Consider the following 14,301-nt stretch of genomic DNA (forward strand, 5'->3'; position numbering starts at 1 on the left):
TGCCTGCCGCGGCACTAGCCGCAGCAGCCGCCGCCGCAACAGCCCCCACCGGAGCCGGCGGGGGCGCCGGCTCCGGCGGCGGACGCGGCGGCCGTTCCTCCCACCGCCACCGTCGACAGGAGCTTTACCGTGTCCTGGTGCCCCTCCGGGCATGCCGCGGGAGCCGATGACTCGGCCATGGGGCGGGACAGTTCGAATGTGTCGCCGCAGGTGCGGCAGCGGTACTCGTAGCGGGGCATGAGGACAGCCTAAAGGGAGTGAGGCGGGAGTGATTGCGACTGCGCCTGCCGCACCTGAGTCTCGGATCCGCCCCGTTGCTCCGCCTCGGGGTGGCGGGCCCGCCAGTACGGGTTGTCGTGCGGCAGGTTCGTGCTGACCCTGCCGTACATCCCGAACACCATCAGCACCAGGCCCACAAGGAAACTGAACAGCACGTTCTGGATCTTGAAGGCCAGGAAGTCCGAGTCCGTGTCGAGCAGGCCCAGGAACAGGAAGCCGTTCAGGATGAACAGCACGCCGAGCACCATGTTCAGCGTGGACGCGAAGTTCCCGCCGATCACCGTGCCGACGAAGAGCAGCAGCCCGACGCAGATCGACAGCACGCTGAGCGCGCCGTTGGTGTTCAGGCCGATCGCGGTGTTCCCGCCCGTGTCGAAGAAGCCGATGTTGTTGGTCAGCCCCAGGATCCCGAAGGCCAGCAGGAACAGGCCCATCAGTCCCGCCCCGACCCGGTAGACCTGGTTCAGCCTGTGATCGACGGGCAGTGCCTCGTCGAAGACGATCCGCCGCCGCGACGTCCCCGAATGCGCCGGGTGTCCCGACTGCGCCATGTGTGAGGCCATCTCCGCCTCCCCATCTGGATTGCGGGTCGCCTCCCAATATCCGCCCGCGCAGGCAGGACGGCAAACGGCTCGGACGGCGAACGGCTCGGACGGCGAACGGCTCGGACGCCACACGGCTCACGGGTGACCGGTGCCCCGGTCCTCACGGATCTGCGCGACCACCCGGGCGACCGACTGCCGTACCGCCTCCGTCTCCGTAAGGAACTGCCAGTAGTCGGGATGCCGCCCCTGCAGCGCCCCCACCGCACGGTCCAGCCGCGCCACGGCGTCGTCCAGCGGCCGGGCGTGCCGCGGATCGGGACTGCTCCGCCCGGCCATCGCCAGCCGCTGCGCGTCCCGGATCGCGAACCGGGTCCGCTCGGTCTCCGCCTGCGGATCCTTCTGTACGGCGTTCAGCCGGCTCAGCCGGTCGCCCGCCGCCGACACGGCTTCGTCCGTGCTGTTGAGCAGCGCCCGCACGACAGCGAGCAGCGAGATGGCATCGGCCCACTTCTGCGCGTCCCGCGCGGTCTGCGCCTCCGTGAGCTTCCGCTCGGCCTCGCGTACGTTGTCCACGGCCTGCTGGGGTACCTGCTGGAGATCCTGCCAGCAGGCTGCCGCGAACCGCCGCCGCAGCTCGCTCAGCACCGGGTCGACCTGCCCGGCCCGGGTGGTCAGCGCCTGCGCCCGGGTTCGCAGGCTCACCAGCCGGTGATCGATCTCGGCGGCCTTCTCCGGCAGCCGCTCGGCCTCGACCCGGATCGCCTCGGCCTCCCGCTGCACCCGCCCGGCCCGCTCCAGCGTGGCCTGCGCACCATGCTGCCCGGCCCCCTGATTCAGCTTCGTCAGCTCAGGCGCGAGTGCGGCGAGCCGGGCCGCCAGCTCGTCGGCCCGCAGCCGGGTCTCTCGCACGGCGTCAAGCGCGTTGCTGGCCGCCAACAGCGCCTGCCGGGCCCGCTCCACGGCGGGCGCGAGCCGCGCCAGCTGCGTCTCTGCCTTGCCGAGCAGCGGTCCGAGCGACTGCCCGAACCGGTCCAGCTCCCGCTTGACGTCCACGAGCTCGTCCTTGGCCCGGGTGATCTCGGTCCGGGCCCGGGACGCGGCACCGGCCTCCAGATCGTCGCGGTCCAGGTCGTAGGCGTCGATGGCCTGGATGTACCGGTTGCTCACCTCGTCTATCCGCCGCCCCAGCGCCTCGAAGTCGGAGAGGGCGCGACGGGCGGCCGGTGAGTCGTCGACGGCGGAGATGGTCTCTACGGAGATCCGCAGATCCCGCTGAGCGGTGTCCAGCTCGTAGAAGGCGGCCGCAGCCGCGTCCTTGGCCGCCTGGGCCTCGGCCCGCTGACTCTCGGCCCGCCCGCCGAACCACCGCCGGGTACCCCCGCCGGCGAACGCCCCGGGCACCACGAGCAGGGCCGCCAGCGGCAGACCCATGAGGACGAGGGCGTCCCGGAGGGCGGCGGTGGCGCCGCTCCGGGGCGGCGGGGGAGGCGCATACGACTGCCCGGGTGTCGCCGTTGTCGCCGTCACATCCCTCTCCCGTGCCGCGATATGCCCTGTGCTCTGGGGGTCGAATCATTCTCCCACCCGTGAAAGACGAACACACGGGCCGGTCAGTTCGCGGTTCGCGTGCTCACTTCGCGGGGGCGAGGGGCGGGAGGAGGCGGCGCGCCCTCGGGTGCCGGTCCGGAGAAACGGAATTGCGGGACGGAGCAGGGGACGATGTAGGCTGTCGACTCGTCTCGGGTGCGTAGCTCAGGGGTAGAGCGCCTGCCTTACAAGCAGGATGTCGGCGGTTCGAAACCGTCCGCGCCCACTTCGAGGAAGACCCCGGCCGGATCGGCCGGGGTCTTCTCGTGTTCTCACTCTTCCTCGTGCGCGTGTTTGAGAAGGCTTCGGGCCTCCATGCGCTGCGGTGCCGTTATCTCCGCCCAGAAGCGGTGGCCGCTGACGAACACCGCGAGCTCGTGTTCGCGGCGGCGCAGCTTCTCCACCGCGGCCTGCTGATCCTCGGTCCAGCCCGGAGAGGCGGGACGCTCCACCTTGCGCCAGCCGCCGGCGTCACTGAATCCGTCCAGCGGCTCGACCGACCAGGGGAGCTGCTTCAGCAGGGCCGACAGCTCGGCCCGGACCTGATGCAGCTCCTCCTGACCGGCGAGAAGGTCACCCGGAAAGTCATAGGTCGCAGCCACGCGGCAATGGTACGCCTGTTCGAATATGAGTGGCGAGCTCGTTCGAGGGGTTCATGTGTTCGAGTGCGGTCGGGGTGGGCCGGGGACCAGCGCCGGGAGTGCGCCACGGGCCCGCTGCGGGCCCGGGCGCGTCGTCTCACTTCTTGGGATTGCAGTCGTAGAGGGTGAAGCTGCCGCCGGTGGCGCCGCCGTAGGCGGCGGCCCGGACCCGGGTGCAGTGGGACTTCACCCAGGTGGTGACGGCTGTGGTGGGACGCTGAGTGGTGAGCAGCGCGTAGCGCAGCTGGTGGGCGGTGACGAGGCCGGCGAGCTGCTGGGGGGTGGGGAAGGGCGTGTTGCCGGTGAAGCCGCCCATGACGAGGATGGGTTCGGACTTCGCACGCAGCAGTGGCTCGGCGCCGTAGGCGGCCTGGGTGGCCAGCAGGTACTTCTCGCCGTTGCGGTGCTCGGTGAGGTAGTCGAGCAGGGCGGTGTCGCGGGCGCTCGGCTGGTCGAGCCCTATCCTCCGCGGTGCGTGGTGCTGACGGACGCTGTCGAAGTACGCGTTGCCGACCGGGCCGGCTATCGGCGCGGTGGCGGCACCCGCGTAGAGCGAGTCGAGGCCGGCGGCGGCCCAGCCGGCCGGTGCGACCAGGATGGCCGCGACCGCGGAGGCGAGGGCCGCGTGGACCATCCGCGAGGAGGTGCGCGGGCCGCGGGTCCACAGGCCCACCACGCCGCACAGTGCGAGCATCACGGCGACCGGCAGCAGCCAGGAGACGAATCGGGTGGGCCAGTCGAGCACCAACGCCCATACCGCCGTCAGCACGATCGCCGCCGGCAGCGCCAGGTGCCGTCGGCCGCCCGATCCGCTCTCGGGCCGGTGCTCCGACTCGGGCACCGACTCGTGCTCGGATTCGAACATCGGCACGCTCTGCGCCACGTGCGGCGACCAGGGATCCGATCCGTACGCCGACACGTACGGCGACCAGGGCGCCGGCTCGTGCGCCGGCCCGTGCGACGGTTCGGGTTCCGGCTCGTGCTCGGCTTCCTGCTCGGGCCCGGGGTTCGGCTCGTACGCCGACTCGTACTCCGCCCGGAAGAGCGCGAGCCCGCCGCCGGCCAGCGCGGCGAGCGCCGGGGCGATGACGGCCATGTAGTAGGCGTGGTTGCCGTTGGAGGCGCTGAACACCACGGCGTGCACGGCCAGCCAGCCGCCCCACAGCAGAAATCCCGCGCGCGGCATGTCGGTGCGCGGCCGGCCGGCGCGCCAGACGACGCCGAGGACCGCGGCGAGCACGGCGAGCGGCAGGAACCAGGCGACCTGGGGGCCGACCGTGTGGTTGATCAGCATGTTCCAGCCGGTGTTGCCGGTGGTGCGGCTGGTGGCGGTGCCCGCGACGGCACCGAACGCGGTGGAGTCGCTGCTGAAGCGGCTCAGGCCGTTGTAGCCGAAGACCAGGGCGAACGGATTGTTGTCGGAGGTGCCGTCGAGGTAGGGCCGGCTGGTCGCCGGGGTCGCCCAGGCGATCAGCACCCAGAAGCAGGAGACCGCCAGCGCGACCGCACCGCTGAGCAGGACGCGCAGCGCCCGTTTCAGCGGTGTGCCGGGGGCGACGATCAGGTACACGGCGGCGAAGACCGGCAGCACCAGCCACGCCTGGAGCATCTTCGCCTGGAAGGCGAGCCCGATCCAGGTCCCGCAGGTGATCAGCGGCAGCAGCCGCTCGGTGCGCACCGCCTTCTGCAGTGCGCCGGCGGCCGTCACCAGGAGCAGCGTGAGCGCGGTGTCCGGGATGGTGGCCCGGTTGAGGACCACGGTGACCGGGGTGACGGTGAGCGCCAGCGCGGCGACCAGCGCGGCGAACGGACCGGCCCAGGCCCGTACGATCCGGTGCAGCAGCCATACGGTGAGCACGCCCTCGACGACCTGCGGAAGGGCGGCCGCCCAGGTGTGCGGGCCGAAGAGCCAGACGGAGACGGCGTCGGGCCACAGGGCGCCGGGCAGCTTGTCGATGCTGACCGAACCGCTGACGTCGAGCCCGCCGAAGAAGAAGGACCGCCAGCTGCCGGCCATCGACCGTATCGCCGCCCCGTAGAAGGGGTGGAGGGCGGCGTGCCCGATGCCCCAGGAGTACAGCAGCGTGGCTATGGCCAGCACCGCGACGACCGCCGGGCGCTCCCAGCGCGGGGCTTCTTCCGGCGGGCCGGATCGGCGGTTCGCCGCCCGGCGGCCTCGGTGCGCTCCGGTGGACCGGGCGGCGGGGATGGCGGTCATGGCAGGGGTCCTTGGATCAGCAGGTCAGGTGGGGCCGCGGTGCACTGGCGGCGGGATCACAGGCGGCGGGCCGACCGGAAGCCGCGGGCGTAGAAGTCGGTGCCGTCCAGCAGCGAGTGGCCCGACAGGTCGCCCAGGGTGGGGCCGTTGGCGGCGGAGCGGCTGGAGTAGAAGCGGTGCCTGCCCTGGTCGTCGAGGCCCATGTACATGCCGCAGTGGTCGATGAAGTCCGGCCGGTCCTTGATGATGGCGAAGAAGACCAGGTCGCCGGGTTGCAGGGTGCCCAGGTCGGAGGCCTGCTTCGTGCCGGTGTGCGGGATCACCAGGCGGCCGGGACCGTAGGCGGCGATGGCGAAGGCGCGGCGCGGCAGACCGGTGCCCTTGGTGTTGGTGTTGTGCAGGGGGATGCCCATGCGGTAGCCCCACACCAGACGCTGGAAGCCGGAGCAGTCCACGTCGCCGTAGCGGGCCTGCTCCGGCTGTACGCGGGTGCCGTCCGGGAAGGTCCAGGGAACGCCCAGGTAGTCGTAGAAGTCGGACTGCTCGTCGTGGTAGGCGAAGTCCAGCGGGTTGTTGACCGCCGAGTTGCGCGGGCCGAAGTGCGCGGTGCCCGCGTAGCGCACGCCCTTGGCGGTGTGCTTGTCGGGCGCCCCGGCGCTGCTGTACTGGAACGCCACCGCGAAGACGTCCGGACTGGTGTCGCCGAGCGTCTTGTCGAACCAGCCCTTGAACCAGGCGGACTTCTCCATGCCCTGCTGCCAAGGGTGCGGCAGCACCCGCACCCAGGCGTCCGTGGTCACCTTGGCCTCGGTGGTCCGCGGCTCGCTGAAGCTGCGGGTGCGCCCGGTGAGCACGGCGGTCCGGGCCCCGTCGGTGAACGTGGCGAGCGTGCCGCCGTCGGCACCGCGGACCACGGTGCGGGCGGGGGCGGACAGCCGCTCGAAGGTCCGCTTCCCGGAGTTCGAACCGGTGCCCGTGCCGTCGGCGGCCGTGCCGCCGTCGCCGCTGCCGCTGTCGTGCCGGTTCCAGGCGTACCCGCCCACCGCCCCGGCGGCCGCCACGCCCGCGATCGTCCCGAGCAGAGCGCGGCGGGTCGGGCGGCTGTTGCCTCTGCCGGCGGAGTGGGAGTGCATGACCGATCCTCCTGGAATGACGGGGTGAGCGGGGGGTGTGTGCGGGTCAGCCGGTGGGCAGGACGCCGATCAGCAGACCGGAGACCAGTACCACGTACGTGGCCAGCGTCACGGCCGTGGTCGAGATGACCGTGGCGGCGATCGGCTGACGGACCATCTGGTAGGAGACCAGACCGGGAACGATGAAGCCAAGGGTCTGTGAGGTGTACAGCAGGGGGAACTCGTGGCTGAGGGCGAGCATCACGGTGGTCTGTATCAGCACCGCGCTCAGCACCACGGCGGCGAACAGCCGCTTGCCGTAGAGGATCACGGTGCGCTGCAGCAGCCTCGTGGCGAAGTACGTGACCGCCGCGACACCGACCATCAGCGCGGCCATCTGCACGTCGGTGACGAGCGTGAGGGCGATCCAGCCCGGGGTGATCATCCCTCCGGGGGAGAGATTGGTGGTCAGGTAGCAGACGAGCGAGAAGACCAGCCCGAGGGCGATCCCGAGTGCGGCGGTCTGTGCGGTGAGGTGGGCGGGGATCACGGGTTCCTCGTGGACTGGGGCTGATCGTAGGAGAGGCGCGGGTCGGCCGGGGCGCTCTGGCTGTCGGGCCGGCCGTCGCTGTCGGACCGGCCGGGGCCGTCGGACCGGCCGTGGGTGGCGGCGAACTGGCGGGCGAGTTCGCGCTGGTTCGGGATGTGGAAGCTGTGGGTCGTCTCCAGTGGTGCCACCCAGCTGTACGGCTCCGGCTCGGGCGGCCGGGCCAGCGCGACCTGCGGCCGGACCAGCACGATCTGCATGGTCTCCTGGTCCAGGCCGTCGCCCTGGGGAACGCCCTCGAAGGGATCCTCGGACTCGTCCAGCGGCAGCCCGGCGAGGCATTCCAGGAACAGCTCGCCCTGGCCGTGGATGTTGCCGATCGCCACCATCGAGGAGGACGGGCCGAGTTCCGCGAGGATCGACTCGGTCACCTCCTCGGGGTCCCGGCGGTCGCCGCCGAGATCCACCACCCGCCCGGTGAAGGCTGCCGGGATCGCGTCACGGGCGCTCTTGGTCGGGTGGCCGATCAGGAACACCGTCTCGGCGGCGAGGTCGGGGACGATCGCGCCCATCTGGCCGTTGCGCTCCACCCGGTCCGGGCGGCAGTTGATGACCACGTTGAGAGGCCGTCTGATCGCGCCCAGATCCTCCAGTTGCTGGACGTTCATGAGCGTCGACTCGGGGTCGTTGGCCGCGAAGACGTTGGCGAACCGCAGTTGCTTGCCCTCGGGGGTGACGTAGCGCTCCACCGACAGCACGCCCGGGTCGGGCGGCGCGTCCCACATGCCCTGCATCGCGGTCTGCCGTTCCACGCCGAGCAGTTCGGCGACGGCCAGCGCGATCGCCACGTTCTCCTTGAAGGTGAACCAGCTGAAGCCGCGCAGCTCCGCGTCGGTCACCGTCTCCGGATCGACCGCGATCAGGCGGCAGTTCCGCTTGTCGGCCTCCTCCTGGAGGATGTGCAGCCGGTCCTTCTCCGCCGTCACGCAGACCCCGCCCACCGGCATCGAGCGGGAGAGCGAGCGGGCGACGTCGTCCAGGGTCGGTCCCATCTCCTCCAGATGGTCCTCACGGACGTTGCACAGCACGCCGATCGTGGAACGGATCAGCTTCTCCTGGTTGATCTCCTGCAGCGCGGGCATCACCGCCATGCACTCGATCACCAGCGCGTCCGGCCGGTAGGTCGCCGCCCGCCGCACGATGCCGATCTGCTCGACGATGTTGGACAGCCCGAACTTGCGGTAGATCGGTTCCTCGGTGCCGTCCGGATGAATGAACCGGGCCGCGGTGCCGGTGGTCTTGGCCACCGTGACCAGGTCGCCGCCGCGCAGCGCGCCCGCGCACAGCCGGGTGATCGAACTCTTGCCGCGGATGCCGTTGACCAGCACCCGCGTCGGTATCTGCTCCAGCGAGGCGAAGTGCCGCCGCTGCTCCACGATTCCGGCGATCCACAGCCCGACGCAGCAGAGCAGGACGATGACATAGAGGAAAAGCATGCCGATTCCGTCCTTCTATCGCTGGAGGGTGGTCTGACGCCGGGACGGGGAGGACCCGGCGGCATGGCCGGATCTGGCCGCCCGGTCGCGTTCCGCCAGGGCCTGGCGCATCAGTTCCAGGCTGCGGGTGACCGAGCCGATCTCGTCGTGGTTGACCGGGTGCAGCACGGTGCGGCGATCGCCGCCGGCGAGCCGCTCGACCAGCACCGCGACCGAGCGCAGCGGCCGGACCACCACGACATACAGCCAGCCCAGGCAGGCGGCGCCCAGGGTGAGGCCGAGGATCCCCGCGAGCATGGTGCGCTGCTCGGCCTGCACCGCGGGAATCTGGAGCGCCGCCGCGGGTTCCGCGGTCACCACGTGCCAGCCGAGCCGGGCCGTCGGACCGCTCTGCGCCAGCGGCGCGGCACCGTCGACCGACGGACCGGAGGACGTGCGCAGCACCCGCGAGGTCGCGGTGCCCGCGGTTCCCGGGGCGCCCTGGGTGGCGCGGGCGAGACGGCTGAGTCCGGAGTCGGGCAGCGACTGGAAGGCGCGGTAGCCCACGTTCGCCGCCAGCACCCTGTCGTCGTCGTCCGTCACCCAGACGCTGCCCAGTTTCGGTCTGGACAGAATGGAGTTGAGCGCCTTCACGTCGATCTCGCCGAACAGGACCACACCTTCCGCCGGGGCCTTGCCCTTGACGGCGCGGACCTGCGCGTAGGCGGCGATCGCCGGGATCCGGCCCGAGGTGTTGACGGTGGTGATCCCGCCGCCGCCGGGCACGTGGACGATGGTGCGCAGCGGTGACCCGCCCACGCGCAGCGTGATGGCGCCCGAGCTGTCCAGGAGATACAGCGAGCGGAACTGCTTGTGGTCGTCGAGGGTGCGCCGCAGCACCTCGGTCTGGGCGGCCCGGCTGCTGCCCGGCAGACCCGCGGCCGCGTCGCTCAGGTCGGTGTACAGCTGGTCGAGGGACTGCCGGACCCGGTTCGACGTGATCTCGGTGCGGGTCTGCTGGACGGCGACGACCGAGGCCGGGACCGCGGTCGCGCTGTGCGCCCGGTTCAGCACGGAGATCATCGGCACCGCCCAGCAGGCCACCACCAGCACGCCGACCGCGGCCAGCGCCCGGTAGCCCGGTCCGCGTCGGGCCGGGAAGTCTTGCGGGCCGCTCTCGCCGAGCAGTTGCCGGCGCAGCGACTCCAGGGCCCGCCCGATCCGGGACATCTCCCCGAAGCCGTTCACCGGAACCGGCCGGGACAGCTCCTCCCACGCGGCCGGTCCGCTCTCGGTCGCGCCCCGGGCCAGGCGGCCTGCGGACAGGTACAGCCACAGCAGCGGCCGCTGCAGGAAGAAGTGCAGGGCCAGCCCGAGCAGCAGCGCGAGCACGACCAGCGCCCCCGCCGCCTTGAGGGCGAAGCCCGAGTAGTCGACGGCGGTGGCCGTCGCGGGCACCGTGCGGGAGGTGAGCACCACCAGACCGAGGCCGTCGGTGTCACCGGGACCGGTCGTCGAGGCGACTTGGGCCCAGCCGGCCACCGTGCGCCGGCTGCCCGCGGAAGCGCCCAGCAGGCTTCCCGAGGCGTCGGTGTCCTGCCCCGACCCCTTCGCCGCGCGGGTCGCCGCCGAGGGCAGAGAGCTGTCGGCGCCGGCCGGCGACGCCGTGCCGTGGGACGCGGTGGCGAGCGCGGTGCCGCTCGCGTCCAGCACCTCGGCGGTGCGTCCGTCGCCGTACGCCGTGGGGGCGGGGAGCGCCTCGGAGACCACCAGCAGCCACTGCCGGTCGGGCCCGCTCGGGACCTGGTTCTGGTCCTGGTTGGCGTCCTCCTGCTGCGCGGGCAGGGTGACCTTGGCGAAGTACAGCAGTTGCCGGGTGCCGTCCGAGGTCACCAGACGGGGCGGGATCCCCCCGTGCCCGGATGCCGCCTTGGCGGCGTCGAACCCGGCCAGCTGCACCGTCTTGCCGCCGGTCGCCAGCAGTTTGCCGGTCCGCGGGTCGAGCAGCGCACTGCCGAGGATCCCCTTCCGGGCGGCAGTCAGTGCTTTGAGCGTGGTCGCGGGGGTCGACGCGCTCGTCGCCGGGTACGCCTTGGCCGTGCGGCGGACCGTGCTCGCCTCGGCGTCGATGGTGGTGCGCATCGACAGCGCGGTGTCGGCGGCGATCTGCTGCTCCCCGTCCGACACGGCCTGCGGCACCCCCGTGGCATGGATGCCGTCGAGGCCGATCATGGTCAGGGCTGCGACCACCAGCAGGAGTACGACGAGCGAGGCGATCGGCGGGCGCACCCCGCCGAGGATCGGCATATCGGCGCGGCGGCGGGTGCGGTGTCGGCGCGGCGCCCGGGGGGCGGAGGGCAGGGCAGGAAATCCTTCGTCAATTGGCGCCGAGCGCCCGAACGTTCTACAGGCCGAACACTCTAGCGTCAGGCGATTACATAACCATCACACTTTCACGCCTGTTTCGTGCGTGTGAACCAGGCCGCCCTGTGACGGTCGACGCACGGGTCCCACGGCGAGCCGAAGGGCGGAGCCACGCGCTGGGCCCGCCCTTCGGATGTCCGGCGGATTGTCCGGCTGACCGTCCGGTCAGGGGACGAAGGAGATCTCCGGGTACTTGCTGCTGGTGCCGTCGAGCAGGGTGCTGTGCTGCTTGCGCAGCTCCTGGTCGAAGAAGGCCGCAAGGTAGACGCGCTGGACCGCGATCGCACGGTCCGGGTCGATCGTCCCGTACTGCTGCTGGAGCTGCGACTGGGAGATCCCGAGCAGACGCGCGTACTGGGGCACCATCCACTCGTTGTCGCTGAAGGACAGGTGCGCCGCGCCCTTGAGCTTGATGTCGACCTTGTACCCCTTCAGGTGCGACCACAGCGTGCGCCACGACGAGTCGTTGTTGCGGTTGTGGCTGCCGGAGCTGAAGAGCATGAACGGGCGCTTCAGGTCCTTGCTCGGAGCCGTCCCGAAGAACTGGCCGTCCAGGTTGGCGCCGGCGGCGATACGGCTGTCGAGCTGCATGGCGGTGTCGACCGCCGCGCCGCCCAGCGACCAGCCGAACATGCCGATCTTCGACATGTCGACCGACTTCGTCAGCCCCACGGGGAGGGTGGCCTTGCCGACGTCCGGGTTGCCGCCCTTGCTGAGCGTGGAGAGCTGGTTGATGACGAACTTGATGTCGGCCGCGCGCACCTTGAGCGTGTCGGACGAGTGGGCGCCCGCCGGCATCTGGTTGACCTCGAGCCGACTGCCGGGGAACTGCACCTCGTTGGCGTCGTGCGTGTGGTCGACGGCGACGACGAGGTAGCCGCGGCTGGCGAGGTCCTGGACGAGCGCGGTGCCCATCGCACGGTCCGAGTGCAGCCCGGTCGAGTACAGCAGGACGGGCAGCTTGCCGAGCGCGGTGTTCACCGGGGCGAGGACATGACCCGCCGTGGTCGGCAGGGTGACGAACTGCGGCGACAGCCCGCGCGTGGCGAGGAAGTGGGCGCCGGAGATCGACGGCATCCACGGCGCCTGGTAGTGCCCGGACGTGGAAGTGGCCGGGTACCAGAGCGACACCATCAGCTCGCGGGACTTGCTGCCGGACACGTACGGGTCCGTACGGGACTTGTCGACGAGGTGCAGGCCGACCATGCCCACTTTGTACTTCCCGCTCGGGGCGGGCATCTTGAGCTGCAGAGCGGACGCGGCCTTGCGGCCGGCCGAGAGAGTCTGCGGGCGTACGGCGGGCTTCCGGTGACCCAGCGGCTTCTCGTCGTTCTCGGGTGCCCAGGGCGCGCTCGTGGGGGACGAGGACGCGGTGGTCACGGGCTGGGAGGACGACGTTCCGGTGGCCATCGCCGACGACAGCCCCACACCCAGTGCAACGGCCAGCGCACCCGCAGAGCCGACCGCTACGGCGATCATTCTGCGACGGTGGCGCAGGCGGCGGTGATTCATGAAACCCCCTCGTGGGTCGGCGATCACAGAACGGGCGATCGACTGCCGCACACCGTACCGCGACACCCCTCCGCGGACCCACGCGCCCCGGGCGGACCGGTGGTGACCCCACGTACCGCGTGCCGGGTCCATGATCCGGCGCTGCGCGGCGCCGGCCACGCCCGTGTGGTGTGACCGGTGCAAGGCGTCAAGTCAAGCCGCCCGGCGACAGGTTGCCCCGGTCTCCGGCGACGCCGGCCATGCCGGGAACGGCGATCCGGGGACCTGGCGGCCGGCGGGTCCGCGCTGCGCGGCACGAACGCCGGTCAGCGGTGAGAGCCTGGGGGGCGACGGCAGGATCGTGTTCCCGCCGGGCGGGAGAACGGAGCGAGGACAGGATGAGCGGGCAGCGGCAGCCGGCGTTCGTGAAGGTGTGCGGGCTCACCAGGGAGGAGCAGATCGACTGGGCCGTCGAGCTGGGGTACGACGCCGTCGGGATCGTCGTGACGCCGAAGAGCAAGCGGTACTGCCCGCCCGAACGGGCCCTGGCGCTGGCCGGCCATGCCCGGGGACGGATCCCCGTCTTCGCCGTGGCCCTGACCCTCGCCGAGACGGCCGCCGTCGCCGAGCACTTCGACGTCGTCCAGATCTACGAGCCGGCCGACATCCCGAACCTCGCACTCGCCTCCGGCACTCCGCCCGAGAAGCCGGAGGCGCTGCGGTACTTCTTCTACGACGCCAGCGCGGGCAGCGGCGTGTTCGAGGACATCCCTCGCTGGGTCGGTGAGGTGCCGGGCAAGGTGGTGATCGCCGGGGGCCTCGACGAGCACAACGTGGCCGGTGTCATCGAGGAGTTCGGGCCCTACGGCGTGGACGTCTCCAGCAGCGTCGAGACCGCGCCGGGGGTCAAGAGCCGCGCGAAGATGGCCGCCTTCGTCGCCGCCGCCCGTACCCCCGGGCGGAACGGCCGTTAGCGGCCGGCCTCGCGCAACTCCCTGACGATGCGGGCCGTCACCGGCACGGGTACCCCGTGCCGGTCCGCGGCGCGCAGCAACGCGCCCCCGATCGCGTCGAGTTCGAGTGGCCGTCCGGCCTCCGCGTCGCGCTGCATCGAGGACTTGGCGGCGGGCGGGAAGGCGTCGTACCGGGCCAGCGCCCGGGCCGGGTCGGCGGGGGCGCCGCAGGCGCGGCTGACGGCCGCCGTCTCCGCCACGAGGGAGGCCAGTTCCTCGCGGTGCCGGGCGCGGGCTTCGCCGAGGGGGAGGGCGTAGCGGGTGGTGAGGAGGGCGAACGGGGCGAGGAACGCCATCTTCGCCCAGAGGACGGCGGTCTCGTCGTCCAGGACGCGGGTGGCCGGGCCGGCGGCGGTGAGCGCGTCGGCCAGGGCCTCCAGGCGGGGGCGGGGGACCTTGGCGCCGGTCAGGTCGATCTCCGCGAAGGGGCTGGTGTGTTCGATCACGCCCGGGGCGGTGCGGGTCGACTCGACGCGGATGACGGCGGGGGCCACGCGGTCGGGGGCGTAGCGGGCGCGCAGCAGCGCGGGGTGTTCCACGCCGTTCAGGAACGGGACGACGAGGGCGTCGCCGAGGGCCGCGGGCGGGATGCGGGTGAGGGCCGCGTCCAGGGCGGTGGCCTTGACGGTGACCAGGCAGGCGTCGACGGGTTCGCGGAGCGTCGTGTCGGCGTCGACGGGGGCCGTGAAGTCGCCGAACAGGGCGCTGCGGACCCGGATTCCGGTGGCGCGCAGGGTGCGTGCGGTCTCCTCGCCGGCGAGGCAGACCACGCGGTGGCCGGAGCGGGAGAGCAGGGCGGCGAGCAGGCCGCCGACGCCGCCGGGGCCGAGGACGGCGACCGTGAGGTGGGGGGCCGGTGCGTTCGGGGTGTTCGGCATGGCGTTGTCCTTTCGTCGGTCGGCCCCGGGAGCGGTGGCCGCCTCCGGAAGATCCTCGCAGGAGGGCGGGGGTCTGCGGGAGACTGGGGAC

At 71.9% G+C, this 14,301-nt stretch carries 12 protein-coding genes and 1 tRNA gene; 2 read left to right on the forward strand and 11 right to left on the reverse strand.

Annotated features, from left to right (window positions below; genetic code table 11):
* Nucleotides 1–14 precede the first annotated feature (14 nt).
* The 3 genes from BLW82_RS29970 to BLW82_RS29980 form a co-directional block, all read right to left on the reverse strand.
* Entirely contained in the window at nt 15–239 is a 225-nt protein-coding gene (locus BLW82_RS29970; protein ID WP_093503528.1) for an FmdB family zinc ribbon protein, read from the reverse strand.
* 9 nt (nt 240–248) lie between these two features.
* The gene (locus BLW82_RS29975) at nt 249–830 is read right to left on the reverse strand and encodes a DUF4383 domain-containing protein (RefSeq protein ID WP_256216242.1); all 582 of its coding nucleotides are present in this window, start codon (nt 828–830) and stop codon (nt 249–251) included.
* 129 nt (nt 831–959) lie between these two features.
* On the reverse strand, nt 960–2,351 hold the full coding sequence (locus BLW82_RS29980) for a coiled-coil domain-containing protein (protein ID WP_093503532.1): 1,392 nt from the start codon (nt 2,349–2,351) through the stop codon (nt 960–962).
* 214 nt (nt 2,352–2,565) lie between these two features.
* Here BLW82_RS29980 and BLW82_RS29985 point away from each other — a divergent pair.
* Nucleotides 2,566–2,637 (forward strand) — tRNA-Val (locus BLW82_RS29985).
* Between the two features lie 46 nt (nt 2,638–2,683).
* On the opposite strand, the gene BLW82_RS29990 is transcribed toward BLW82_RS29985, so the two are convergent.
* The 7 genes from BLW82_RS29990 to BLW82_RS30025 all read right to left on the reverse strand — a co-directional run bounded on the left by BLW82_RS29990 (nt 2,684) and on the right by BLW82_RS30025 (nt 12,307).
* Nucleotides 2,684–3,013 (reverse strand): hypothetical protein, encoded by a 330-nt coding sequence (locus BLW82_RS29990; protein WP_093503534.1) that lies wholly within the window; start codon nt 3,011–3,013, stop codon nt 2,684–2,686.
* 136 nt (nt 3,014–3,149) lie between these two features.
* Entirely contained in the window at nt 3,150–5,270 is a 2,121-nt protein-coding gene (locus BLW82_RS45725) for an ArnT family glycosyltransferase (protein WP_256216007.1), read from the reverse strand.
* A gap of 56 nt (nt 5,271–5,326) precedes the next feature.
* Entirely contained in the window at nt 5,327–6,403 is a 1,077-nt protein-coding gene (locus BLW82_RS30005) for an NlpC/P60 family protein (protein WP_093503536.1), read from the reverse strand.
* A gap of 46 nt (nt 6,404–6,449) precedes the next feature.
* Nucleotides 6,450–6,932 (reverse strand): poly-gamma-glutamate biosynthesis protein PgsC/CapC, encoded by a 483-nt coding sequence (locus BLW82_RS30010; RefSeq protein ID WP_093503538.1) that lies wholly within the window; start codon nt 6,930–6,932, stop codon nt 6,450–6,452.
* Nucleotides 6,929–8,425, reverse strand: a complete 1,497-nt coding sequence (gene pgsB, locus BLW82_RS30015) for a poly-gamma-glutamate synthase PgsB (protein WP_256216008.1) — start codon at nt 8,423–8,425, stop codon at nt 6,929–6,931. The genes BLW82_RS30010 and pgsB overlap by 4 nt, the downstream gene beginning before the upstream one ends.
* 15 nt (nt 8,426–8,440) lie before the next feature.
* Entirely contained in the window at nt 8,441–10,693 is a 2,253-nt protein-coding gene (locus BLW82_RS30020; protein WP_256216009.1) for a cache domain-containing protein, read from the reverse strand.
* 300 nt (nt 10,694–10,993) lie between these two features.
* A complete protein-coding gene (locus tag BLW82_RS30025) occupies nt 10,994–12,307 on the reverse strand; it encodes an alpha/beta hydrolase family protein (RefSeq protein ID WP_256216010.1) in 1,314 nt (437 codons plus the stop codon).
* A gap of 410 nt (nt 12,308–12,717) precedes the next feature.
* On the opposite strand from BLW82_RS30025, the gene BLW82_RS30030 reads away from it, so the two are divergent.
* Nucleotides 12,718–13,293, forward strand: coding sequence for a phosphoribosylanthranilate isomerase (locus tag BLW82_RS30030; RefSeq protein WP_177233116.1), 576 nt, complete (start codon nt 12,718–12,720; stop codon nt 13,291–13,293).
* Here BLW82_RS30030 and BLW82_RS30035 read toward each other — a convergent pair.
* A complete protein-coding gene (locus tag BLW82_RS30035; protein WP_093503544.1) occupies nt 13,290–14,210 on the reverse strand; it encodes a ketopantoate reductase family protein in 921 nt (306 codons plus the stop codon). The two genes, BLW82_RS30030 and BLW82_RS30035, sit on opposite strands and share 4 nt — an antisense overlap.
* Nucleotides 14,211–14,301 lie beyond the last annotated feature (91 nt).

Origin of the sequence: Streptomyces sp. Ag109_O5-10 (assembly GCF_900105755.1) — a bacterium.
Lineage (GTDB): Bacteria > Actinomycetota > Actinomycetes > Streptomycetales > Streptomycetaceae > Streptomyces.